Source organism: Micromonospora sp. NPDC049047 (assembly GCF_040649135.1).
In the GTDB taxonomy this organism is placed as follows: domain Bacteria; phylum Actinomycetota; class Actinomycetes; order Mycobacteriales; family Micromonosporaceae; genus Micromonospora.
The window spans coordinates 83,324-107,399 of record NZ_JBEZEY010000025.1 but is presented as its reverse complement, the minus strand read 5'-3'; the positions used below and the strand labels follow the sequence as shown (position 1 = coordinate 107,399).

Here is a 24,076-nt window from a genome sequence, read left to right as displayed (position 1 = left end):
CTTCTTACGTCCGGTCTGGTCGTTCAGTGTCGCGGTCATCACGGCACCCTCCTCACCAGGCACAACGCCTGGCAGGTCAGGCCGGAAACACCGTTGGGGGTGCGGGACGCGGCCGGGGGTGCCGGGGCGTGGCCGGGGGTGGTGTAGGTCACGTTGGGGGGTTTGGGACGGATGGCGCAGGGGGTTGGCGATCGGTACGAAGTCGACGGCGTCCGGGGTGCTTGCTGGTTTGCCCGCCGGACGCTCGCGTGGAGGATGGCTGCTGCGGGTGCTTACAGAACCCTTAACCCGGGCCTGCGACGGTATGCCGGGCAAGCGGAACTCGGGGGAGCAGACGACGTGCGGGTGCTGGTGGCGGACGACGAGCGGTTGTTGGCGGACACGGTGGCCGAAGGGCTGCGCCGTCTGTCGATGGCCGTTGACGTCTGCTACGACGGCGGTGGCGCGCTGGAGCGGATCGGGGTGCACCGCTACGACGTCGCGGTGCTGGACCGGGACATGCCCGTGCACACCGGCGACGAGGTGTGCCGCAGCATCGCCGACTCCCAGGTCGGCACCCGGGTGTTGCTGCTCACCGCGGCGGCCGGCATCCGCGACCGGGTGGAGGGGCTCGGGCTCGGTGCGGACGACTACCTGACCAAGCCGTTCGCCTTCGCCGAGTTGGTGGCCCGGGTGCAGGCGCTCGGCCGACGGTCCACCCCGGCGCTGCCACCGGTGCTCAGCCAGGACGGCCTGACCCTGGACGTGGGCCGGCACGTGGCCACCCGGGACGGCCGGCCGCTCACCCTGAGCCCGAAGGAGTTCGCGGTGCTGCACGTGCTGCTGCGGGCCGACGGGCAGGTGGTGAGCGCCGAGGAGTTGCTGGAGCAGGCCTGGGACGAGTTCGCCGACCCGTTCACAAACGCGGTACGGGTCACCGTGATGACGCTCCGGAAGAAGCTCGGTGATCCGACGATCATCCACACCGTTCCGAAGGTCGGCTACCGGATCGGCGGTACGGCGTGAGCTGGACGCCCCGCCGTCGGGTGCTGCTCGTGGGCCTGCTGGCACTGCTGGCCGGGCCGGTGCTGCCGACGATGGGCAAGTGGCTGACCGGGGTGACCTGGGCCTGGGGGCAGCAGTTCTGCGACGTGCCCCTGCCCGGCCTCAGCACGGTCTGCGCCGAGGCGCGGCCGGGGGCGTTCGTGCTGCCCCTGGTGGCCGTACTGCTCGTGACCGCGGCGGCCCTGGTGGCGCTCTGGTTCGGCGCGGCGTGGTGCCTGAGCCCGGTCCGGGACCTGGCCGGGCCGATCGGACACGTCGGCCCGCAGAACCTCGGCCACCGGATCCGCCCCCGGGGGCGCGACGAGCTGGCCCGGCTGGCCCGGGCGATCGACGAGATGATGGAACGCATCTCCGCCGGATACGAGGGGCAGCGGCGGTTCGCCGCGAACGCCTCGCACGAGCTGCGCACCCCGCTGGCGGTGCAGCGGACACTCATCGAGGTCGGCATGGCTCGGCCGCTCACCGGTGAGCAGTTGGAGTTGCTGACCGCCCAACTGCTTGAGACGAACGAACGCAACGAACGACTGATCGAGGGTCTGCTCGCGCTCAGCGAGAGTGACCAGGGTCTGCGATCGCGGATACCGCAGCGGCTCGACGCGATCGTCGAGGCGGTGCTCGCCGGGTACCAGGACCGTGCCCGGGAGGCTGCGATAACCGTCGACACGCACCTCACGCCCCGGGTCGTCGTCGGCGAGCGGGTGCTGTTGGAGCGCCTGGTCAGCAACCTGGTGGAGAACGGGATCAAGTACAACCGGCAGGGCGGCTCGCTTACCGTCGTGGTGAGCGGCGTGCCCGCGCTGTCCGTGGTCAACACCGGTCAGCCCGTGCCGGCCGAGGCGGTGGCCGGTCTCTTCGAGCCGTTCCGCCGGCTCGCCCGGGACCGCACCTCGCAGGGCGGAGGCGCCGGTCTCGGCCTGGCCATCGCCCGCTCGATCACCCAGGCACACGACGGGATCATCGCGGCCCGGCCCGCCGAGCACGGCGGTCTACGGGTCGACGTCCAACTACCCAATGTGACCTAGCGCCGCACCACCGTTTCCCGGGTCCGCGTACCGGCGGATCCGATCCGTGGTGTGCCCGAAAGGAGAAATCGATGTCACGCACCGTTGCCCCGGTCCGGGCCGATGTGGAGGAGGCCGCCCGCTGGCTCGCCGGCCGGGTGGTCCGCACCCCGGTGCTGCGGTCCCCGGTGATCGACGGACTGGCCGGGGCGCGCGTCCTGCTCAAGGCGGAGAACCTCCAGGACGGCGGCTCGTACAAGATGCGTGGCGCGCTGCGGGCGGTTGGTCGGCTCGCCGCCGCCGGCCACCGCGGGGTGATCGCGCAGAGCACCGGCAACCACGCGGTGGCGGTGGCGTTGGCAGCCCGGCAGCACGGGATCGCGGCGACGGTGGTGCTGCCTGTCGACGCGGCACCGACGAAGGTCGACCGGGCCCGCGCGGCGGGGGCGCGGGTGGTCTTCGCCGGCACCAGCGTGGCGGAGCGGGTGGCGGTGGCCAACGGCTTCAACGACGAGAGCGGTCACCCGGTCGTCGACGCGTACGACCATCCGGACGTCATCGCCGGGCAGGGCACCGCCAGCCTCGAACTGATCGAGGAGGCCGAGCGCGCCGGCACACCGTTGGACGCGCTCGTCGTACCCGTGGGTGGTGGTGGCGGGGTCGCCGGCGCCTGCCTGGCCGCCGCCGGCACGGGCATCGAGGTGTACGGCGTGGAACCGGTCGGCTGTGACTCGCTCGCCCGCAGCCTGGCGGCCGGTGAGCGGGTCCCGGTCGTGTCGGTGCCCACCATCGCGGACGGGCTGCGGCCGTCCTGCGTGGGCGAGTTGCCGTTCGCGATAGTGCGGGACGTGCTGCGCGGAGTCGTCCGGGTCGACGACGACGAGATCGGGGCGGCGTTCCGGCTGATCCTGACGGAGCTGAAGGTGCTCGCCGAGCCGTCCGGGGCGGCCGGCCTTGCCGGCGCGCTCCGGCTCGCCCCCGAAACCGGCCGGCGGCGAACCATCGGGGTGGTGCTCACCGGCGGGAACGTGGAGCCGGCGCTGGTGGCCAGGCTGCTGGTCCCGCCGCCCGCGGAGCTGCCGGGCCTGGAAACGGTGGCGGCATGAGCGCGCCCACGCGGATCGGAATCCTGTTCGGCGGACCGTCGGCGGAGCACGAGGTGTCCTGCGCGTCCGCGCTCGGGGTGGCGCGGGCGCTCGGCGGTGGCGGCTACCGCACTGTCGCCGTCGGCGTCACCCGCAGCGGCGGGTTCCGGCTGATGCCCGACGCGCTGCTCGCCGAGTTGCGGGACCGGCCGGCGGGCGAGCGCGCCATCGACGACCGGCTGCTGGTGACCGGACCGGCCGTCGAGCTGCGGGCCGGTCCGCGTCCCGGCGTCGTGCAGGTGTCCGCGGGTAACGCCCCCGGCGCGGTGCACGCCGAGCTGGACGTGGTCTTCCCGGTGCTGCACGGCCCGTTCGGCGAGGACGGTGTGGTGCAGGGGCTGTTGGAGTCACTGAATGTGCCGTACGTCGGGTGCGGCATCCTCGCCTCCGCGGTGGGTATGAACAAGGTGGCGATGAAGCGGGCGCTGCGCGCCGAGGGCATCCCCGTCACCCCGTACGTCGCGTTCGACGCACACACGTACCGGGCGGCCGGCGACCCGGAGAAGCTGGTCCTCGGGCTGCGTCGGCCGTTCTTCGTGAAACCGGCGAGCATGGGTTCCTCGATCGGCATCTCCCGGGTCGGGGAGGGCGACGACCTGGCCGCCGCCGTGACCGAGGCGTTCCGCCACGACCAGCTCGTCATTGTCGAGCAGGGGGTGGCCGGCCGGGAGTTGGAGTGCGCGGTGCTCGGCGGCTGGCGCCCCGAGGCGTCGGCGGTGGGCGAGGTGCAGGTGGCCGGCGGGTGGTTCGACTACCAGCAGAAGTACTTCGGCGACGCCGACCCGATGATCGTCCCCGCCGTACTGCCGGACGAGGTGACAGCGCGGATCCGCGACCTGTCGCTGCGCGCGTTCGCCGCGATCGGTGGCTGGGGCCTGGCCCGGGTCGACTTCTTCTACGACGAGAGCAACGGCGAGCTGTACGTCAACGAACTGAACACAATGCCCGGATTCACCGCGCACTCGATGTATCCGAAGGTGTGGGCGGCGGCCGGCCTCGGCTACCGGGAGGTGGTGGACCGGCTCGTCGAGTTGGCCCGTACCCGCCATGCGGAACGGGTCGCCACCACCGGGGGGACCATCCGATGATCCTGCTCGCCGATCCCCGGGTGGCGGCGGTGCCCAGCGCCGACGACGGCGATCCCCTGCTGGACCTGCGGAAGCTGCCGGAACTGCGGCTCGACGGCCGCGCGGCCGACCCCGCCGGGGCGTACGCGCGGCTGCGCGCCGCGGTCGTGGACCGCCTGCTCGCCGCGCAGCGTGCCCTGCCGGCCGGGATGCGACTGCTCGTGGTCGAGGGATACCGGCCGTACCAGGCGCAGCTGGCCATCTTCACCGGCTACCGGGACGAGTTGCGCCGACGGCACCCGGACTGGTCCCCGCAGCGTCTGCACCGGGAGACCACCAAGTTCGTCTCGCCGGTCGAGGTGGCCCCCCACACCACCGGCGGGGCGGTGGACCTGACGCTGTGCACCGACGACGGTGTGGAGCTCGACCTCGGCACGGCCATCGACGCGACCCCGGAGGACAGCGACGACGCCTGTTTCACCGCAGCGCCCACGATCTCCGCCACGGCCCGACGGCACCGGCAGATCCTGGTGGACGCTCTCGGCGGCGCGGGAATGGTGAACTACCCGACCGAGTGGTGGCACTGGTCGTACGGCGACCGCTACTGGGCGCTGATCACCGGGGCGCCGCGGACCAGGTACGGGCCGGTGGACCTGGCTGCCGCACGATCGGTGCCCGTCCCTGCTGAACGGTAGGGCGCTCCCGTCCGTACCAGGGTGGGAAGACACCACCGAGGACGGGAGTGACGTCGATGAGGGTGCAGCGCAGGCACGTGCTGGCGGCGACAGTGGCGGTGCTCGCCGCGGCGGGCGTGGCGGTGGGGACCAACTTCGGCTTCGCCGACACCGCCCCGGCCCGGTCGACGGCCTGCGCCGGCTCGGTCACCTTCTCGGCGGAGGGCGGTGCGCCGGCCGCGACCAGTGACCGCTTCCCGGTGGGCACCCGGTTGCGGGTGACGAACCTGGACAACAACCGGGCGACCACGGTGACGGTGACCGGCCCGTCGGGCAGTTGTGTGCTGCTCAACGCGGCTGCCATGGAACTGGTCCGGGAACCGGGCAAGAACGTGATCCGCCGCAACGTCGTGGAGCGGTTGGACGCTGCGGCGCCGCCCGCGCCCGGGACGATCCGCCCCGGTGCCGCGTCGCCGGGCGTGCCCGGTGCGGCACCCCGTTCGGCCTGCTCGGGAGCGATCACCTTCTTCGAGGAGGCGGCCGGACCGGCGGCGACCAGCGGGCAGTTCCCGGTGGGCACCCGGTTGCGGGTGACGAACCTGGACAACAACCGGGCGACCACGGTGACGGTGACCGGCCCGTCGGGCAGTTGTGTGCTGCTCAACACCGCCGCGATGGACCAGATCCGTGAACCCGGCAAGAACGTGGTCCGGCGCAACACGGTCGAGGTGATCCGCTGAGGCCGGCGCCTCAGTCGGACTGCCAGGTGCCGTCGGCGCGGACCCGGGCGGGAGCACGGCCGAGCAGCAGCGTGGTCAACGCCGCGTCGATGGTGTCGCCGAGAAACCAGTCGCCAGCCTGATCGAGGGCGAAGACCCGGCCGCGCTCGTCCACCGCCAGGATGCTGTCCTGTCGTTCGGTGCCGATCGGGAAGAGCCGTACGCCGAGCACCGCCCCGAAGTCCGCGAGGGTGTCGGCGGTGTGCGCGATGGTGTGCGGGCGGATGTCGAAACGGGAGATCCACACCTGCTCGCCCCGGCCTCGTCGGGCACCGACAAGGCTGGGAAACGCGGTGAGCGCCTCGACGGCGGCGGGGAAGACCGCATGCTGGTGGGTCGCCCCCCGCACCGCTGTGACGTCCCGCACGGCGGCGGCAGCCATGATCTGGTCCCCGATGTGCGGTCGCCAACCCGCCGCGACCAGCGCGTTGGCGACCTCCGCCGGGAACCGGCCAGGATCAGGGTCGGGTTCCGCCGGGGCAACCCAGGTTTCGGTGTACGCCCGAGCCGCCTCCGGCAGGACGTTGGCGCGCACCAGGAACGTGATGCACGAATCGCACGGCAGGTCGGCGGGGCCGCCAGCCGGGTCACCCGGCTCCCGGACCCGGAAGATCTCGAACCGGGCGTCCGCAAGCAGTGCTGCCGCATCGGCCCGACCCATCGGCGCGATGCCCTCGGCGGCCCGGCGGTGGTCGTACTCGTGCAACACGTCGGAGACCACGATCAGCTCGGCGTGGGCTTCGCCGCCGCGGACCAGGTCGCCCGGAGGCAACTCGTCGAGGTAGCTGCGGACCAGCGGATGGTGGTGCAGCGGAACGTCCGCCCTGGTGCCCTGGGCCGTCCAGATCCGGCCTTCGAGGGTCAGGTGCGCTGTGGTGTTAGGGGTGGCGATCCGATGGATCTCCCGGGCCAGCAGACTCGCCGGGTCGACGGTGCGGGGAGCGGTCGGCTCGGCCGGCTGGCTGCGGCGGTACAGATCCGCCACCACATCGCTCGGCACCCGCGGCCAGGTGGTGACCTTGCCGGTCTGCTTGTCGATGACAGTCGTCGGCAGGTCACCGGGGACCGTGCGCACCTCGGTGGGGACGACGGACGTGATGACGAAGCCGAGGTCGAACTCGTCGACCATCGCGGTGCACTCGTGGCCGAGGCGTTGCGAGTCGCGGCGGGCCCAGGTGGCCGCGAGCTGCTCTGCCTGTTGACGGTCGATCACGCATTGAAACTACCGGACTACGCGGATCGATGGCGGCCGGTATGGTGCTGGGTCTACCGACGGTGACGGAGGGGGCAGCGGTGAGCGACCACGTGGACCGGCACGCCAACCGCGAGCTACGGGCCCGATTTGACGACGTGTACGGGCAGTACCAGCAGCTCAGGTCCAGTTTGGACAGCTTGCAGACACGCCTTGCCGAGCTGCGGGTGACCCGGCGTTCTACCGACGGGCAGGTGACGGCCACCGTTGGTGCCCAGGGTCAGTTGATCGAGGTTGAGCTGACGCCGGCCGTCTACCGCGAGCGGGACGCCGGGGCGCTCAGCCGGAAGATCACCGAAACCATCCGGGCTGCCGCGACCGCCGCCGCCGACGCCACCCGCGACCTTGTCGCCGAGGTCGTGCCGGCCGGCTCCGGGTCGCCGGACTTCCTGCGCACCGGGGATTACGCCGCGCTGCTCGGCCGCGCCGACGCCGTTCTCGGCAGGGCTGCGGGGCAGCCATGACCGACGGACAGCTCTGGCTCGATCCGTCGCGGACCCGCCGCGGCGGTGCCGACCTGGCGCTCGCCGGCGAGGCGGTGACGGCCCGTCGAGCGGTCGAAGGGGGTGCGATCGAGGCTGCCAGCGGCGCCCGTCCGTGGGGCCGCGACGACATCGGCGCCGCCTTCGAGCGTAACTACCGCGGGTTCGAGCAGACGGTGCTGCGGGCCTGGGCGGGCGTCGGTCACCGGCTCACCGAGCTGGGCAGCGACGTGGTCCGGGCCGTCGACGCCAGCGTGCAGACCGACGGGGACAGCGCCGCCCGGTTCGGCCGGGCCACCGACCAGCGCTGACGGCGACTGCGATGAGTGTGCTGCCGAGCCCGATTCCCCACCCACTTGATTACGCACCCTGGGACGTGCCGGGCTGGATCTACGAGGCCCTCGACTGGGTGGTCGGTGTGCAGTGGCCGGAGGGCGACGAGCGGGCCGTCTGGGATGTCGCCGACAAGTGGTACGCGGTCGCCGGCGTCCTCTCCGCCCCGTACGCCGACGCCGCCGCGGCCGCCGCCGAGGTGCACGACGGGTACGGCGGTGTCGGGGCGGTCGACGCGGCGTTCGAGGCCGCCTGGCGGGGGATCGCCGAAGGTGTCGACGCCCCGCTGCCCGTGCTGCTCGCGGTCACCGCCGACCTGGGCCGGCTTGTCGAGGAGTGCGGCTGCGACATCGAGGGCGCCAAGCTGGAGGTCTGGATCGAGCTGGGCATCCTGGTCGTCGAGCTGCTCTCGGTGGCGGTCGCGGCGGTGCTCACCGCCGGCGCGGCAAGCCCGGCGGCCGGCGCGGCGGTCACCGCCACCCGGCTGGTGGTGCAACAGATCTTCAAGCGGCTGATGGGGCAACTCGCCAGCAAATCCCTCAAACACGGGCTCAAGGAGGCCGGCGAGCGGGCCGCCAAGGAGGTTGCCCGGGGTGGCGTGCGCGGTCTCACCAGGCGGGCCACCCGGGAAGGGCTTGAGGAAGCCGCCGAGGAGGCCGGGGTCACCCTGGCCACCCAGGCGTACCAGAACTCCACAGGGCGGGCACACGGCCTGGACCTGACCGACCTGGGCGCGTCGGCGGTAGGTGGCCTCGCCGGCGGGGCGGTGGCACCGCTGGCCGGTCTGGGTCGGCACGCGACCGGGCGGGTGGCGCGAGTCGGGGAGCACCTGGGGCGGGAGATGACCGGCGAGGTGCTCGCCGAGAGCGCCGCCAGCCTGGCCACCGGTCAGGGCCTCACCTCCATGCAGGACGTGGCCCGCGCCGCCGCGTCCGGGGCCACCGGTTCGGCCACCGGGCAGACCGACCACGCGTTGCGCACCCGGCTCGACGCGCAGGCCAACGCCCTCGCCGGGGCGTCATTCGCCGGTCCTTCCCTTCCACCAGTGGCACCCGTCGCCGGAGACCTGTCCGCCCCGGCCGACGCGGCTTCGGGAGGGGGTCGGCTCGGATCGGATCCGGCAGCACTGGCCGTACACCCGGCGGGTTCGAGTGACACCGTCTCGGCGCCTGGCGTTCCGGTGCAGGCGATGCCGGCCGCCGCCATGTCACCACCGGACCACCTGGCGCCGCCGCGCGCCGAGCTGTCGAACGGTGGCGCGACCCAGGCGGCGGCACCGCCGGCCCCCGACGCCCACCTGTCGACGCCACAGTCGGTAGGCCCACTGTCCGATCTGGACACCGCCGGCCGATCGCCACAGCCGGCCGAGCCGGTCCCATCCGCGGACGGGCCTCTGCTGAAGGAGGCAGGCGTCACCTCCTCGGTCGTGGCCGATCCGGCGCTGCCGCCACCGCCCGCCGATCCACGGCAGCCGCCGGCGCCGGTTCCCGGAGTCTCGCCGGGGGCCGCTCCCGGGGTCTCGCCGACAATTGCGCCGGGGCTGCCGTCGGGGATCGCGCCCGGGGTCCCGCCGACGGTTGCGCCAGGGCTCTCGGCAGTGGCCGCGGCCTCGCCGGTGCCGGCTTCCGGGCCTTCGGCAGTGGCCGCGCCCGGGGCCTCGCCGGTGCCGGCTTCGGGGCTCTCGGCAGTGGCCGCGCCCGTGGTCGGGGCCTTCGGGTCGACAAGCGGCCCAGCCACCGCCGTCCCGCCGGGCCACCCCGGCACCTCGCCGCACCCCACCACCGCTGGCCCGGTCGCCTGGTCGCCGTCGACCGGCACGCCAGCGTCGACGACAGCCACCGGCCCGACACCGCCGGTCACCGTCGCCACCCCGCTGATGCGGCAACCACCCGCCCCGACGCGGGCGCCGCGCGGGCCGGATCACCCGGCCCGGGGCAGGGCCCCGGTCCCCGTCGACGTCGTGGCGTTCGGCGAGCCGACGCCCACCACCGAGACCATCGACTGGTACGCCGCGCAGTGGGCCGCCGCGGCGGAAGCCGCCGAGCGGCAGCGCTACCAGGGCCACTACGAAACACAGCGGAGCGGGTTCGAGCGCAATCGCCGACAGGCCGAGGCCACCCGACTGCGCGGCCGGGCCGCCGAACACGATCGCCGGGCCGTCGAGTACGCCACCTACGCGCGACAACTGCACCAGGCTGGTCACCGGCAGTGGGCCGACGGCTGGCAGCGGGCCGCGAACGACGAGGCACGCGCGTACGCCCAGTGGCGTGACCTGGCGGACGCGGTGCTGGTTGGCAGCACGGCGCCGGCGGTCGTGGACATCGAGGCCAGCGCCTTCGAGCAGGCGAACCGGGACGTTGGCGCGCTCGCGCTCGGGGCGGTGGAGACCTCCGGTCCGTCCCGGCTCACCGGCGACGACACACCCCCGCCGATCGACGACTCCCGGCCGTACGGGCGGCCGGGAGGACTGCGTCCGCCGCTCGCCCTGCACCAGGTCGACGTCGAACGGCAGATGCCCCGCGAGCCGGACGGCACAGTTACGCGCACCGCCGATCCCCGTCGAGGCGGCTGGTTCCGGCTGCTGAACGACGGAGGCCCCAGGGCCGACGCCACCCGGGGCATCAACTGCCTGGACTGCACCCTGTCGATGTTCGAGACCTGGGTGCACGGGCGACCCCGGGTGTCGGCTCCGCGTACCTTCGACGGCTACCTGGACGGGGACATCCGCCGCCCGATTCGTGGCGAGGCAGGCGGCCCGGGCCGGGTGGAGGACGTGACCGGCGGGCGCTTCCAGCAGCTCCTCGCCCCGCCGTCCGGGCGACACCCGTACGCCGGGCAGGCACGGCAGGCCGCCGACCGGGGCTACCGCAACCTGCACGACCAGCTTCTGCTCGGCGGTCACGGCAGCTACGCGTTCCTGGTCACCGAGTGGCCGCACGGCGGTTCGCACGCGTGGGTGGCGCTCAACCAGAACGGCACCGTGCTCTACGTGGACCCGCAGAACGGCGTGGTCCGGGACCGGCCGCTGTACCCCGACGTGGTCGGCATCGACGCGCTGGTACTGAGCGGGGACGGCCGGCCGATGCCGCTCGGCGGGCTACCCCGTGGCCGGTTCAGCGAGCGGCCCGACCTGCCGGACCACCCCTCGACGGACGACGGCGGCGGCCACGGCGACCCGTACATCAACCGGATGTATCTGCTGCTTGACGGTCCGGGCTCGACGAGTGCCGGCGACGGCGAGCCCGCCGGGCTCTCCTCCGGCGCTGTTCCGCGGCGGCCGTCGGCGGGTGACAGCCCGGCCCAGATCGTCTCGATGGCCGCCAGTCTGGACGAGATCTTCACGGCCAGAGTGAGCCCGGCGGAGTTCGCGACGGTAGTCGACCCGCCTAGCCTTTGTCGGCTGGTACCGGAGTTGGACGACGCGTCGGCCCGGGATGTGGTGCGGCTGTTCGCCGACGGTCGGGTCCGCGACATGCTCGACAGCGTTGGGCGGGAGCCGCCCGCAGACGAGCCAGAACTGGCCGAGCGCCTCACCCGGCAGTTGGTGCGACATCCGGATTTGGCGCACATGATCTTGTCCACGCCCGAACTCGCAAACTCGCTGACCGCGCGCCCGATGACGCTCTATCACCTGGCCGGTCATCAGCAGGCCATCGACGTCCTCGCCGAGGTCCTCGACGACGTCGCCCGACAAGAGGCTGCTCACCTGGAGGCATCGAGGCCCCAGTCCGGGACCGTCAGAGATGTGGGCCGTCCGCAGCCGACGCCCCTAACTGATGCCCAGCGGCAGACCAGTTTGAGAATTCAGATCCCGGATGAACCGGTGGTTCAGCCCGGTTTTGACAAGCGTCGTCAGTCTGACCCGTCCTATCGCCGCCAGTATCTCGACAATCTTTACGCGGCGGCGGCCATTGCGCAGGCGGAGGTGAACCAGTTGGCAGTATCGCTCGCACGCGTGGATGATCGTCTCGTCGGTGAGCCTGGCTGGCGCACTCATCCGAAACTTCGTTCTCGAGCCGTTGACAAGGTGGACAAATACCAGGGCGAAACGTGTAGGTTGCTCGATCTGGCTGCCGCGAAGGTTGAGTTCCGCAACCTCGACGACCTCTACGCCGCGCTCGAGCGGATACGAGACCACCCGGACGTTACGATCGTGAGTTTCCAGGACCGCTTCATGTCTCCCCAGGACAGTGGCTACCGGGACGTGCAACTCATACTGCGCACGCGCAACGGCCATCTTGCCGAGTTCCGTCTGCACCTGGCTGCGCTTGACGCCATAGCGGTCTGGGAGCATGCGCTGTATGAGGTACGCCGTGATGTGGATGCCCTGGCTCGTGCCCAAGGTCGAGCTTTGACGAGGCGTGAGGGAGCGATCGCAGCGGGGATCCTTCGGCGCGAGCAACAGTTGTTCTGGCAGGCATTGCAGTCGACCTATGAGGGAGATGCTTGATGACAGAGGTGTCTGGCCTGGCGCTCCCCGCCTATTACCTCTATTACCAGTCGCCGGTGAAGATCGTTGAGACGCCCGATGGTGGTGCCCGCGTGTGGCGGGTTTCCATCGACACTGGCGGATGGCAGGAGAAGAACGACCTGTTCAGTGAGATTGTCTTCGATGTCGGGGGAGAGGTTTTCCGGCGGATGCCTGAGGAATTCGTGCAGGAGGTAGAGCGCTTCCGGGCTCACCATCTCGAGGGCGAGGGCCCGATCTTCGCTCTATATGAGACGGTGCAGGCGGTCAGGGATTTAGCAAAGGCCGAAAATCGTCACCTGACGCCAATGGAGCAGGCCATTATTCGTGGCATCCGACGGCGGACGTTCGTCATGTTCGAGGAGCAGCTCCAGGCGGCCGGTGATCCTGGCGCGGACCCCGAGATAGCCAGGGCGAAGTAGCCAGACCTGCTCCGGCGATTGCCGGGACCTTGATCTCATCCGAGGAGGGGATGGCCACTTTCATTGATATGGCGGCCCTGGCCGTGGACGACGATGATCGGGAGACTGCCGGGGTGTTGCGCGGTGAGTGGCCGTGCCGTCGAGGCGTCGGCTTCACTCAGGAGTGCGCCATCAATTGGAGAAAGACATTGTTGACATATTACGTTATCTACCGTAACGACGAGAGGGTGGGCGGCCCAGCCGGACTCTTCGTAATGAACGTCGGAGCGGGTAACGCCATTCTGTGGGATCACCGCCGTGGTGGATGGGCCGTCGATGCGGGTCTGGTCCTGCGCTTTCTCAGCGACTATCGCAACATGGACCGCTACGAGAATGTCGACCGGGCGAAAGCCGAGCAGATTGCCCCGATCGTGACGGGATCGCCGGGGCTGCCGGATGAGGCGGCCTTCGAGTTGATGCTCGCGAACGGCGCGGCCGGTTTGCCAGGTGATCCAACAGGGGCAGGCGGAGCCGGTGACCAGTGACGGCGCTGGGGCAGCCGCTCAACGGCGCCGCCGGACTCGCCGGGCCTGCCGTGGCGCCCACCGGCTCGGTCCATCGATCGAGCTTGGTCGCAGCCAGTTGTGCCGTGCTGAGTGGACGTAGTTGCCGCTGTCGTGGAAGGCAGGGGACGGACGGGAAGTCGGCCGGGCCGAATAAGATCGACGGATGGCGAGGTCCGGTATGAAGAGCACCAAGTCCAACGTCTGGGCGTGGCCGGTCGGCATCCTGATCGGTGTAGCTGTTGGCATTCCCGTGTTCGGTCCGAAGGGTGGGGTGGCCTTCGGCATCGCCTTCGGGGTCGCGTTCGCGTTCGCCGTCGGCGCGATCAGGAGTCGGGTCGGCGGCGACCCGATTGACGGGGCGCCGGAGCGGGACGCCAGCGCTACGGACGCGGGTCAGGGCGGCACCTCGACCGACGACGCCCCGGTGACTCGCGCCGAAGGTTCGCGGCGAGAGTGATCGACTCGGGTTTCATGATGTCGGGGCATCTGAGGCCGTGGGATGGCCCGGCTTCAATGAAGTCGAGTGGATCATGGCGAGCGGCGGCCTCGGGGCCGGGCGGCGGTGTGGCGGGGTCAGGCCGAGCGGCGGCCTCGGCGCCGGGCAGTGGAGTGGCACCGGGTGATGTGGCGGTGCCGGGCAGCGTGGCGGAGGCGGTGGCCGTACAGGAGGAGTTGCGGCCGTTTGTCGACCTGGTCGGGCCGGGGCCCAGCGCGCCCGCGACGGTGGCCGGCCTGGACGTCGCGTACTCCCAGGGCGGTGACCTGCTGGCGGCGGCCGTGACGGTGCTGGATGCCCGAACGTTGGTCGTGGTGGACTCGGCGGTCTGTGTGGGGCGTCCGGCGTTTGGCTATGTGCCGGGGTTGTTCGCCTTCCGTGAGTTGCCCGCGCTGCTCAGCGCGTTGGACGGCCTGGCCACGGTCCCGGATCTGCTTGTGTGCGACGGGCATGGGCTGGCGCATCCGCGTCGGTTCGGGCTGGCCTGCCACCTCGGGGTGGTCACCGGCCTGCCGGCGATCGGGGTGGGTAAGACGCCGCTGGTCGGGACGTGGGATCCGCCGACGGCCGAGCGCGGTGCCTGGTCGCCGCTGCGCGACGGTGGTGACATCGTCGGTCGGGTGCTCCGGACCCAGGACGGTGTGAAGCCGGTCTTCGTGAGCGTCGGGCATCGGATGGGCCTGGAGAACGCGACAGCGCAGATGCTGGCGCTGGCCCCGCGGTTCCGGCTACCGGAGAGCACCCGCACCGCCGACCGGCTCTGCCGTGACGCCCTCTCCCGCGCGGAGCAGGCCGGCTGATCGAGTTGGGTTTGGTGATGTCGCGGCATCCGAGGTCGTGGGGTGACCCGACATCAATGAAGTCGAGTGGATCACGGCGAGGAAGTCGAGTGGATCACGGCGAGTAAACCGTAACGCGGCACACATCCGGACCGCTCTATGACCGGCGAGGCGGATGGGGCGGTAGTAGCCTGGCCGCGGACCCCACCCGGGGAGAACGGCAGGTTGATCATGACGGTGCGTCGACGCGCGGCACGGCTCGCTGCGGTCTGCGGTCTGGTGGGCGGGCTGGTGATGCTCGGCGCCTCGCCCGCGCTGGCCGACGACGACTCGGTCCGGGTGGGTGCGGCCAGCAGCTTCGCCGCCGGTGGTTCCGCGCAGGGGGTGAACGTGGCGGTGCGCAAGCGCACCGACGGCTGCGTCCTGCTGCGTACCGCTGTGGTTCTCAGCCTTGAGGGTCTTCAGCCGAACCAGGTGAAGGTCGAGGTCAACGCGGGCCGGCACTGGTCCCCGGTAGGCCTGAGCGGTGGTGGCGGCAACGTGGGGACCGTGCAGACGTCGCCGGCGCAGCCGACCCTGTGCAAGGGCAAGGGCATCACCGTGCGGTACCGGGTGACCTTCGGTGCGGGTGTCTCGGGTGGTCGGCTCGTCGTGATCGGCGCGGGCTTCAACGCGGCCGGTCTGGAGATCGGCCGGGGCAGCGACACGGCGAGGGTGACCGGCGCGCGGGTCACCCCCTCGCCGACGCCCTCGAAGAAGGCGACGCCCACCCCGACTCCGACCGACGTCGCGGCCGTCGACGACGCGGTGACTCCGGCGGCGCTCGGCGACGCGTCAGGTGCGCCGGACACCTCGGCGGTCGCCGCGACCTCGTCCGGCGGCACGTCGCCGGTGATGATCTTTGGCGTCGTCATGGTGGCGATCGGGTTGCTGCTCATCGTGCTGCTGTTCCGTCGTTCGCGCCAGGACCGCCGGCCGGCCGACGAGCCGACAAGCGCACTGCCGGGCAACCCCGGTGGCACCACCTACCGGGCCGGCGGTGGGCCACCGGCCGCGCCCGGTCGCCCCGGCCAGGTGTACGGCCAGCAGCCGCCCGCCGGTCCGGGTGTCATGCCGCCAGCGCGCCCGGTCGCCGGTCCCGGTGCCGTGCCGCACGCTGGTGGTCCGGGTGCCGTGCCGCCCGCCGGTCCGGGTGCCGTGCCGCCCGCACGGCCGCCCGCCGGTGGCGTCTATGGCGCCCGACCCGCCGCCGGTGGGCCGCCGGAGGCGACGCAGCTGCTGCCGGGTGCGCCAGAAGGTCGACAGCTGCCCGGGGATCCGCCCCCCGACGATGGCGGTCGCACCGTGATCATGCCCCGGCTCCCCGGCTGAGCGGGGCGCGACCCGGACCCTCCGTTAGGCTCAGGCTCGGTGTCTACCTGCGGCCAAGGAGTGGAACACGTGTCTGATCTGTCCCAGATTGTGAAGGCGTACGACGTCCGAGGGACGGTGCCGGACCAGTGGGACGAACGGGTAGCCGAGGCGCTCGGAGCCGCATTTACCCAGCTGCTCAACTCCACCGAGGAGCCGGGCGACGCGGTGGTCGTCGGGTACGACATGCGCGCCACCTCGCCCGGCCTGGCCGCCGCGTTCGCCGCCGGCGTACGGGCCGAGGGCCGCTCGGTGATCGAGATCGGGCTCGCCTCCACCGACCTGCTGTACTTCGCCTCCGGCTCGCTCGACCTGCCCGGCGCGATGTTCACCGCCAGCCACAACCCGGCCCAGTACAACGGCATCAAGATGTGCCGTTCCGGCGCTCGCCCGATCGGCCAGGAGAGCGGTCTGGCGGAGATCCGGGAGCGGGCCCAGGCGCTGCTCGACTCGGGCGAAGCCCGCCCGGCCGGTGCGCCGAACCGGCCGGCCGAGCGGCGCGACCTGCTGCCCGACTACGCCGGTTACCTGCGCAAGCTTGTCGACCTCTCGGGCATCCGGCCGTTGAAGGTCGTCGTCGATGCGGGCAACGGGATGGGTGGCTACACAGTCCCGACCGTGCTGGGTGACGCCGCCCTGTCGGCGCTGCCGCTGGAGATCGTGCCGCTCTACTTCGAGTTGGACGGCAGCTTCCCCAACCACGAGGCCAACCCGCTCGATCCGGCGAACCTGGTCGACCTCCAGCGTGCGGTTGTCGAGCACGGGGCCGACATCGGGCTGGCCTTCGACGGCGACGCCGACCGGTGCTTCGTGGTGGACGAACGCGGCGAGCCGGTCTCGCCGTCGGCGATCACCGCTCTCGTCGCCGCCCGTGAGCTGGCCAAGCACCCGGGCTCCACGGTGATCCACGGCCTGATCACCTCCAGCGCGGTCGCGGAGATCATCCGCGAGCACGGTGGGCAGCCGGTGGTCGCCCGGGTCGGGCACTCCTTCATCAAGGCGGAGATGGCCCGGACCAACGCCGTCTTCGGCGGCGAGCACTCAGCGCACTACTACTTCCGCGACTTCTGGTTCGCCGACACCGGCATGCTCGCGGCGATGCACACCCTGGCCGCGCTGGGCGAGCAGTCGCTGCCGCTGTCCGTGCTGGCCGGCGAGTACGAGCGCTACATCGCCTCGGGGGAGATCAACTCGACGGTGACCGACCAGGCGGCGGCGGTGGCCGAGGTGCGGGCCGCGTACCCCGACGCGGTGGCCGACGAGATGGACGGGCTCACCCTGCGGTTCCCCGACGGCGCCTGGTTCAACCTGCGCGCCTCCAACACGGAGCCGCTGCTGCGGCTCAACGTCGAGGCGCCTACCCGCGAGCGGATGGTCTCGCTCCGGGACGACGTGCTCGGCCGCGTTCGCCGATAAGATCGCCTGCGCCGGTCGGCACCGCCACCGGTCAAGCCGCACACGTGGAAGGAGCCGTGCCATGGCCCTGGATCCGCAGTTGCTCGAGATCCTCGCCTGTCCGGACACGCACCACGCCCCGCTCGACTACGACGCCGAGGCGCAGACGCTCACCTGCACACAGTGCGGCCGGATCTTCGAGGTCCGCGACGACGTGCCGGTGCTGCTGTTGGACGAGGCGCGCGGCGGCCCGGAGCAGTCGTCATGATCGACGGTACGGCCGGGGTGAGTGGTCGTCGGGACGCCGACGAGGCGCTGCTCGACAACCCGGAGGCGCTGGCCGAGCACGACCCGGGCGGCATGCTCCGGCACACCGCGTCGGCCGGTGCGCAGGTTCGCGAGAGCGCGGCCCTGGCCGCCGAGGCGAATCTGGCAGTCCTCGCCGACGACGGGCGCCCACGTGCCGTCGTGATCGCCGGCATCGGCACCGCGGGGCGTACCGGGGATGTGCTGGCCACGGTCGCCGGGCCGCGCTGCCCGGTGCCGATCATCGGGCACCGCAGCGCGGGCGTGCCCGGCTGGGTGGGCGCGGCGGACGTGGTGATCGCGGTGAGCGCGTCCGGTCGTAGCCCGGAGGCGCTCGGTGCCGCCGAGGCGGCGCACCGGCGCGGTGCCCGGCTGGTCGCCGTGGGTGCCCCCGACTCGCAGTTGCAGTCGATCGCCGAGCAGGCCCGAGCGCCGTTCATTCCGGTGCCCCGGCGTGCCCCGGCCCGAGCCAGCCTCTGGGCGCTCACCGTGCCGGTCCTGCTCGCGGCCCGTTCGCTCGGGCTGGTGAAGGTCAACGAGGCGGATCTCGCGGAGACCGCGGCCCGGCTCGACGCCGACGCCGACCGCTGCCGCTCCGCCGCGGAGTCCTTCGTCAATCCGGCGAAGTCGCTGGCCCTGGGCCTGGCCGGCTCGATCCCGATCGTCTGGGGTTCGTCCCCGCTGGCCACCGTGGCGGCCCGCCGGTTCGGCGACACCCTGTCGGCCAACGCCCGCTACCCGGTGGTCACCGGAGCGCTCGGCGAGGCCGGCCGAGGCCGGGTCGGGCTGCTCGACGGCGTCTTCGGCGGCCTGGCCGAGGGCGAGCGGGACATCTTCGCCGATCCTGCGGAGGACGACGGCGAGGGCACCCGACTGCGGCTCGTGCTGTTGCGCGACGGCGGGCTCAACGCCGAGGACGACACCGACGAGCCGCTCGCCGTCGAGGAACGTCGCGCGGACGCGGTGCAGACCCTCGCCGAGCGTCGCGGCGTGCGGTGTGACGTGGTGACCGCCGAGGGCGGCTCCGCCCTGGAGCGGTTGGCCTCGCTCGTCGCGGTCCCGGATTTCGCCTCGATCTACCTTGCCCTGGCCCACGGGCTGGACCCGATGGCCGTCCCGGCCATCACCGAGATGAAGGAGCTGTCGAACCAGTGAACGACCGTAGGGGGCGGCGCGGCATGCGCGGACCGGTCAGCTTCGTGCGACGAAGCGGAGCGGCGGCATGAGCGCGAACGGCGGGACGAAGGCGATTGTCGCCGCACTGCTGGCCAACGTCGGCATCGCCGTCACCAAGTTCGTCGCCTTCCTGTTGACGGGGTCGTCGTCGATGCTTGCGGAGTCGATCCACTCGGTCGCCGACTCCGGCAACCAGGGTCTGCTGCTGCTCGGCGGCAAGCGGGCGAAGCGGGCAGCCACCCCGGAACACCCGTTCGGGTACGGGCGTGAGCGCTACATCTACGCGTTCATCGTGTCCATCGTGCTGTTCAGCATCGGTGGCCTGTTCGCGCTCTACGAGGCGTACCACAAGTGGCACGACCCGCACGGCATCGACTCCTGGCAGTGGGTGCCGGTGGTCGTGCTGCTGGCCGCGATCGTGATGGAGGGGTTCTCCTTCCGGACCGCCATCAAGGAGTCCAACCACATCCGCGGCAGCCAGTCCTGGGTGCGTTTCATCCGCCGGGCCAAGGCGCCCGAGCTGCCGGTGGTGCTGCTTGAGGACTTCGGCGCGCTCGTCGGTCTGGTGTTCGCGTTGTTCGGCGTCAGCATGACGTTGATGACCGGCGACGGTAGGTGGGACGCCGCCGGCACCGCCATGATCGGTGTGTTGCTGGTGGTCATCGCGATCGTGCTGGCCATCGAGACGAAGAGCCTGCTGCTCGGTGAGGGCGCTGAGCCGTCCGACCTTGCCGTGATCGAGCGAGCCATCACCGATGGCCCCGAGGTGGAGCGGATCATCCACATGAAGACGCTCTACCTGGGGCCGGAGGAGCTGATGGTGGCCGCGAAGATCGCCGTGCCGGAGTGGGAGAGCGCGCACGACCTGGCCCGCGGCATCAACGCCGTGGAGGCGCGGATCCGTGCCGCGGTGCCGATCGCCCGGGTGATCTACCTGGAGCCGGACGTCTACAGCGTCGCCGCCGCCGAGGCCGGCACTGGCGCGGCGGCCGACACCGCCGTGCCGCAGGACGTGGCGGGCGAGGCGGCCGGGCGGCCTGGGGGCTGACCTGTGGAGCCACTCTACGGACCGATTCGCGACTACGCCTGGGGCTCCCGCTCGGCCCTCGCCCTCCTGCAGGGTCGGGTGGTGCCCAGCCCGGGGCCGGAGGCGGAGCTGTGGTTGGGCGCCCACCCGGGCGCTCCGGCACGTGTGGACCGTGCCGGCCGGCGGGTCAGCCTCTGCGACCTGGTGCGCGACGAGCCGGGGCAGTGGCTCGGTCAGCGGGTGTCCGAGCGGTTCGGCAGCCGGCTGCCGTTCCTGCTCAAGGTGCTCGCGGCCGACGCTCCGCTGAGCCTGCAGGCACACCCGGACGCCGAACAGGCGCGGGCGGGCTACGCGGCGGAGGCCGGGCTGCCGGCGGGGCAGCGCAACTATTCCGACCCGTACCACAAGCCGGAGTTGCTTGTCGCTCTCACCCCGTTCGAGGCACTGTGCGGTTTCCGGGATCCGGCGGAGTCGGCCGAGGCGCTCGCCGCGTTCGGCGTACCGGAGTTGGCGCCGGTGGTCGACGCGTTGCGGACCGGGCCGGCGGGGCTGCGCCCGGCGGTACGGACGCTGCTCGGCTGGCCGGTGGCCGAGCGCGACGGGTTGCTGGCTGGCGTGGTTGCCTCCACTGTCGACGGCCCGGACGCGGAGTTGGCCCGCCGACTGGCGAAGGCGTACCCGGCGGATCCGGGCGTGCTCGTGGCGTTGCTGCTGCACCACCTGCGGCTGGTGCCGGGGGAGGCGATCTGGATGCCCGCCGGCAACCTGCACGCCTACCTCAGCGGTTGTGGCGTGGAGATCATGGCGGCCAGCGACAACGTGCTGCGGGGTGGGCTGACCCCGAAGCGGGTGGACGTCGACGAGTTGCTGCGGGTGCTCCGCTTCGAGGTGCTCGACGAGCCGGTGCGAGCCGCGTTGCCGGTGGGTCCAGGTGTGGACTGCTGGCCCGTACCGGTCGATGACTTCGCGCTGCACCGGGTGCGGGTGGGTCCGGCGGTGCCGTCGGTCACGCTGCCGTCGCCCGGTCCCCGGGTGGTGCTCTGCGCCGGTGGCGCGGTCACCGTGGACGACGGCGCCGGAGCGGTGACGCTGGCGTCCGGCGAGGCGGCGATCGGCACCGCGGCCGGCGAGCCACTGCGGATCAGTGGCGACGGCGAGGCGTACGTGGCGACCCCCGGACATCAGTGACCGGCCCTCGCCAGCGACGACACAAGTCCGACTTTTCCGGAATAGCTTGACGACGAGTTGCCCGAGTGTGACTCTATGAGTACGCAGCGTTATCGCGACGACGGTCCGAGAACGTGCGGGGGAAACCAAACCGGGGGGATGCACGGGGCGGGCGGGGCATGGACGGGTAGGTCCGTCCAGCACCGACCGCCCCGTGCGCTGTCCGCGGACCGTGCCTGATGCCCGTCGCCGACGCGCGTAAGGTGGAAGGTCGGCGCAGACATCGTTCGACAGGAGCTTTCATGACCAGCACCCTCCCGGCGTCCGCCAGCGGCACGCCCGAGGCCCGGCCGAGCACGCTCGCCGACGGCGACTTCAAGGTGGCGGATCTGTCGCTCGCCGAGTTCGGGCGCAAGGAGATCCAGCTCGCCGAGCACGAGATGCCCGGCCTGATGGCGATTCGTCGCGAGTTCGCCGAGGCGCAGCCGCTGGCCGGCGCCCGGATCACCGGCTCGCTGCACATGACCATCCAGACCGCCGTCCTGATCGAGACGCTTGTCGCGCTCGGCGCGCAGGTGCGCTGGGCGTCCTGCAACATCTTCTCCACCCAGGACCACGCCGCCGCCGCGATCGTCGTCGGCCCGAACGGCACCGCCGAGGCCCCGGCCGGCGTCCCGGTGTACGCCTGGAAGGGCGAGACCCTCCCGGAATACTGGTGGTGCACCGAGCAGGTGCTCGCCTGGCCGGACGGGCAGGGCCCCAACATGATCCTCGACGACGGTGGCGACGCCACCCTGCTCGTGCACAAGGGTGCCGAGTTCGAGAAGGTCGGCGCGGTGCCGCCGGTCGAGTCCGCCGACTCCGAGGAGTACGCGGTCATCCTGGAGCTGCTGCACCGCTCGCTCGCCGAGGACGGCCAGCGCTGGACCCGGATCTCCGCCGGCATCAAGGGCGTCACCGAGGAGACCACCACCGGCGTGCACCGGCTCTACGAGATGCACCGCGCGGGCACCCTGCTCTTCCCGGCCATCAACGTCAACGACTCGGTGACCAAGAGCAAGTTCGACAACAAGTACGGCTGCCGGCACTCGCTCATCGACGGCATCAACCGGGCCACCGACGTGCTGATCGGCGGCAAGATGGCAGTGGTGCTGGGCTACGGCGACGTGGGCAAGGGGTGCGCGGAGTCGCTGCGCGGCCAGGGCGCCCGGGTCGTGGTGACCGAGGTCGACCCGATCTGCGCGTTGCAGGCCGCGATGGACGGCTACCAGGTCGCCACCCTCGACGACGTGGTCGAGCAGGCGGACATCTTCATCACCGCCACCGGTTGCTTCGACGTCATCACCAACGAGCACATGGCCCGGATGAAGCACCAGGCCATCGTCGGCAACATCGGCCACTTCGACAACGAGATCGACATGGCTGGTCTGGCCAAGCGTTCCGACGTCGAGCGGATCAACATCAAGCCGCAGGTCGACCTGTGGCGCTTCGCCGACGGGCACGCGATCATCGTGCTCTCCGAGGGCCGCCTGCTGAACCTGGGCAACGCGACCGGGCACCCGAGCTTCGTGATGTCGAACTCGTTCGCCAACCAGACGATCGCCCAGATCGAGCTGTTCACCAAGACCGAGGAGTACCCGATCGGCGTCTACGTGCTGCCCAAGCACCTGGACGAGAAGGTGGCCCGGCTGCACCTGGGCGCGCTCGGCGCCAAGCTGAGCACGCTCACCAAGGAGCAGGCCGCGTACCTGGGGGTCTCGACCGAGGGTCCGTTCAAGCCGGATCACTACCGCTACTGATCGACGCGTTACCGGACCGGGTCGGCTGTTCGCAGCCGGCCCGGTTCGTCGTATCCGACGGAGCTGGCGGGGTCAGCCCGGACGGGAGTCGCGGCGGCTGGGGCGGAACCAGGTCCAGACGCACCAGAGCAGCCAGCCGAGCGACACCACGGTGGCCAGTGCCCGCAGGCGCAGCGCGCTGAGCAGCAGGACCAGGGCCAGCACGGCGAGCCACGGCAGGAATCCCTTCACGGCGGGCATCCTCGCACAGCCGAACGGGTGCGTCCCGGCGCCGGTCGGCCGAGCCTTGAGCGCGGGGTCGAGTGAGCTTGTCGTGAACAACTTGACGAGGATCCTGGGCAGGAGCAAGGTATGCCTGGCCTAAGTTAGTTGAGGCGTACCTAATGAACTCGGAGCCCGGATGTTCGCCACCTACCTGATCGGCCTGCGGGAGGGTCTGGAAGCCACCCTCGTGGTCAGCATCCTGGTCGCCTTCCTGGTGAAATCGCAGCGCCAGGACCGGCTTCCGCAGGTCTGGGCGGGCGTCGGCCTGGCCGTGGTGCTGTCGGTGCTCTTCGGCTGGCTCATCGAGTACACGTCGACCTCGCTGTTCTCGCGCTACGAGGATCGGGAGCTGTTCGAGGCGATCACCTCGGTCGCGGCAGTGGTCTTCGTCACCTGGATGATCTTCTGGATGCGCCGGGCGGCCCGGACCATCGCCGGCGAGTTGCGCGGAAAGCTGACCGAGGCGCTCGCCGTCGGTTCGTTCGCGGTCGCCGGCATGGCCTTCCTCGCGGTGATCCGGGAGGGCCTGGAGACCGCGCTGATCTTCTACTCGGCCGCCCAGGGTGCGGCGGGTGACAGCGGGCCGCTGCTCGCGTTGGTCGGTGGTGTCGTCACCGCAGTGGTGCTCGGCGTGCTGCTCTACGCGAGCGCCCTGCGGATCAATCTCAGCAAGTTCTTCACCTGGACCGGCGCGCTGCTGATCCTGGTCGCCGCCGGCATCCTCAAGTACGGCGTCCACGACTTCCAGGAGGCCGGTGTCCTGCCTGGCCTGAACGACCTGGCCTTCGACATCACCGGCGCGCTCGACCCGACCACCTGGTACGCGGCCCTGCTCGCCGGCATGTTCAACGTGACGCCGGCGCCCTCCGTGCTGGAGACGATCGCCTGGATCGGGTACGCCGTGCCGGTCCTCCTGCTGTTCCTGCGGCCGGCCCGCCGCAAGCCGGCACCCGCCGCGACCACCACAGTCACCGAGCACGGCGCCGACACCGGCACCGAGGCCGAGGCCGAGGCGGCAGCCACGCCGCAGCGGGCCTGACCCACG

23 protein-coding genes are annotated in these 24,076 nt (G+C 71.6%); 21 read left to right on the top strand and 2 right to left on the bottom strand.

Annotation, left to right across the window (positions count from 1 at the left end; translation table 11 throughout):
• The first annotated feature begins 339 nt into the window (after positions 1-339).
• The 6 genes from AB0B86_RS28740 (at position 340) to AB0B86_RS28715 (ending at position 5,671) form a co-directional block, all read left to right on the top strand.
• A complete protein-coding gene (locus tag AB0B86_RS28740; RefSeq protein ID WP_357405296.1) occupies positions 340-1,005 on the top strand; it encodes a response regulator transcription factor in 666 nt (221 codons plus the stop codon).
• A complete protein-coding gene (locus AB0B86_RS28735; protein ID WP_357405294.1) occupies positions 1,002-2,066 on the top strand; it encodes a HAMP domain-containing sensor histidine kinase in 1,065 nt (354 codons plus the stop codon). Before AB0B86_RS28740 ends, AB0B86_RS28735 begins: the two co-directional genes overlap by 4 nt.
• Before the next feature lie 71 nt (positions 2,067-2,137).
• A complete protein-coding gene (locus AB0B86_RS28730; RefSeq protein ID WP_357405292.1) occupies positions 2,138-3,151 on the top strand; it encodes a pyridoxal-phosphate dependent enzyme in 1,014 nt (337 codons plus the stop codon).
• Positions 3,148-4,278, top strand: a complete 1,131-nt coding sequence (locus tag AB0B86_RS28725) for a D-alanine--D-alanine ligase family protein (RefSeq protein ID WP_357405290.1) — start codon at positions 3,148-3,150, stop codon at positions 4,276-4,278. Before AB0B86_RS28730 ends, AB0B86_RS28725 begins: the two co-directional genes overlap by 4 nt.
• On the top strand, positions 4,275-4,952 hold the full coding sequence (locus AB0B86_RS28720) for a M15 family metallopeptidase (RefSeq protein WP_357405288.1): 678 nt from the start codon (positions 4,275-4,277) through the stop codon (positions 4,950-4,952). The genes AB0B86_RS28725 and AB0B86_RS28720 overlap by 4 nt, the downstream gene beginning before the upstream one ends.
• Before the next feature lie 56 nt (positions 4,953-5,008).
• Complete coding sequence (locus AB0B86_RS28715) at positions 5,009-5,671, top strand: hypothetical protein (RefSeq protein ID WP_357405286.1); 663 nt, start codon at positions 5,009-5,011, stop codon at positions 5,669-5,671.
• A 10-nt stretch (positions 5,672-5,681) separates the two neighbouring features.
• On the opposite strand, the gene AB0B86_RS28710 is transcribed toward AB0B86_RS28715, so the two are convergent.
• Complete coding sequence (locus AB0B86_RS28710; RefSeq protein ID WP_357420185.1) at positions 5,682-6,923, bottom strand: SUKH-3 domain-containing protein; 1,242 nt, start codon at positions 6,921-6,923, stop codon at positions 5,682-5,684.
• An 80-nt stretch (positions 6,924-7,003) separates the two neighbouring features.
• Here AB0B86_RS28710 and AB0B86_RS28705 point away from each other — a divergent pair, with 80 nt between their 5' ends.
• From AB0B86_RS28705 to ahcY, 14 genes are all read left to right on the top strand, one after another.
• Positions 7,004-7,426: a YbaB/EbfC family nucleoid-associated protein gene (locus tag AB0B86_RS28705; protein WP_357420184.1), complete on the top strand. Its 423-nt coding sequence runs from the start codon at positions 7,004-7,006 to the stop codon at positions 7,424-7,426.
• The gene (locus AB0B86_RS28700; RefSeq protein ID WP_357405280.1) at positions 7,423-7,755 is read left to right on the top strand and encodes a hypothetical protein; all 333 of its coding nucleotides are present in this window, start codon (positions 7,423-7,425) and stop codon (positions 7,753-7,755) included. The genes AB0B86_RS28705 and AB0B86_RS28700 overlap by 4 nt, the downstream gene beginning before the upstream one ends.
• Positions 7,756-7,766: 11 nt before the next feature.
• A complete protein-coding gene (locus AB0B86_RS28695) occupies positions 7,767-12,227 on the top strand; it encodes a toxin glutamine deamidase domain-containing protein (protein ID WP_357420183.1) in 4,461 nt (1,486 codons plus the stop codon).
• Positions 12,227-12,667: a hypothetical protein gene (locus AB0B86_RS28690; RefSeq protein ID WP_357420182.1), complete on the top strand. Its 441-nt coding sequence runs from the start codon at positions 12,227-12,229 to the stop codon at positions 12,665-12,667. Before AB0B86_RS28695 ends, AB0B86_RS28690 begins: the two co-directional genes overlap by 1 nt.
• Before the next feature lie 50 nt (positions 12,668-12,717).
• Positions 12,718-13,191: a hypothetical protein gene (locus AB0B86_RS28685; protein WP_357420181.1), complete on the top strand. Its 474-nt coding sequence runs from the start codon at positions 12,718-12,720 to the stop codon at positions 13,189-13,191.
• A 184-nt stretch (positions 13,192-13,375) separates the two neighbouring features.
• Positions 13,376-13,669 (top strand): hypothetical protein, encoded by a 294-nt coding sequence (locus tag AB0B86_RS28680; RefSeq protein ID WP_357420180.1) that lies wholly within the window; start codon positions 13,376-13,378, stop codon positions 13,667-13,669.
• 173 nt (positions 13,670-13,842) lie between these two features.
• Positions 13,843-14,508: an endonuclease V gene (locus AB0B86_RS28675; protein ID WP_357420186.1), complete on the top strand. Its 666-nt coding sequence runs from the start codon at positions 13,843-13,845 to the stop codon at positions 14,506-14,508.
• Between the two features lie 210 nt (positions 14,509-14,718).
• The gene (locus AB0B86_RS28670; protein WP_357420179.1) at positions 14,719-15,858 is read left to right on the top strand and encodes a hypothetical protein; all 1,140 of its coding nucleotides are present in this window, start codon (positions 14,719-14,721) and stop codon (positions 15,856-15,858) included.
• Between the two features lie 69 nt (positions 15,859-15,927).
• Positions 15,928-17,313: a phosphomannomutase/phosphoglucomutase gene (locus tag AB0B86_RS28665; protein ID WP_357405264.1), complete on the top strand. Its 1,386-nt coding sequence runs from the start codon at positions 15,928-15,930 to the stop codon at positions 17,311-17,313.
• Positions 17,314-17,374: 61 nt separating this feature from the next.
• The gene (locus tag AB0B86_RS28660) at positions 17,375-17,560 is read left to right on the top strand and encodes a Trm112 family protein (protein WP_357405262.1); all 186 of its coding nucleotides are present in this window, start codon (positions 17,375-17,377) and stop codon (positions 17,558-17,560) included.
• Complete coding sequence (locus tag AB0B86_RS28655; RefSeq protein ID WP_357405260.1) at positions 17,557-18,753, top strand: SIS domain-containing protein; 1,197 nt, start codon at positions 17,557-17,559, stop codon at positions 18,751-18,753. Before AB0B86_RS28660 ends, AB0B86_RS28655 begins: the two co-directional genes overlap by 4 nt.
• 67 nt (positions 18,754-18,820) lie before the next feature.
• Complete coding sequence (locus AB0B86_RS28650; protein ID WP_357405258.1) at positions 18,821-19,822, top strand: cation diffusion facilitator family transporter; 1,002 nt, start codon at positions 18,821-18,823, stop codon at positions 19,820-19,822.
• Between the two features lie 3 nt (positions 19,823-19,825).
• Positions 19,826-20,989, top strand: coding sequence for a mannose-6-phosphate isomerase, class I (gene manA, locus AB0B86_RS28645; protein ID WP_357405256.1), 1,164 nt, complete (start codon positions 19,826-19,828; stop codon positions 20,987-20,989).
• Between the two features lie 281 nt (positions 20,990-21,270).
• Positions 21,271-22,767: an adenosylhomocysteinase gene (gene ahcY / locus AB0B86_RS28640; protein WP_357405254.1), complete on the top strand. Its 1,497-nt coding sequence runs from the start codon at positions 21,271-21,273 to the stop codon at positions 22,765-22,767.
• 72 nt (positions 22,768-22,839) lie between these two features.
• Here ahcY and AB0B86_RS28635 read toward each other — a convergent pair whose 3' ends face one another.
• On the bottom strand, positions 22,840-22,998 hold the full coding sequence (locus tag AB0B86_RS28635; protein WP_357405309.1) for a hypothetical protein: 159 nt from the start codon (positions 22,996-22,998) through the stop codon (positions 22,840-22,842).
• A 169-nt stretch (positions 22,999-23,167) separates the two neighbouring features.
• Here AB0B86_RS28635 and efeU point away from each other — a divergent pair, with 169 nt between their 5' ends.
• Complete coding sequence (gene efeU / locus AB0B86_RS28630; protein ID WP_357405252.1) at positions 23,168-24,070, top strand: iron uptake transporter permease EfeU; 903 nt, start codon at positions 23,168-23,170, stop codon at positions 24,068-24,070.
• Positions 24,071-24,076 lie beyond the last annotated feature (6 nt).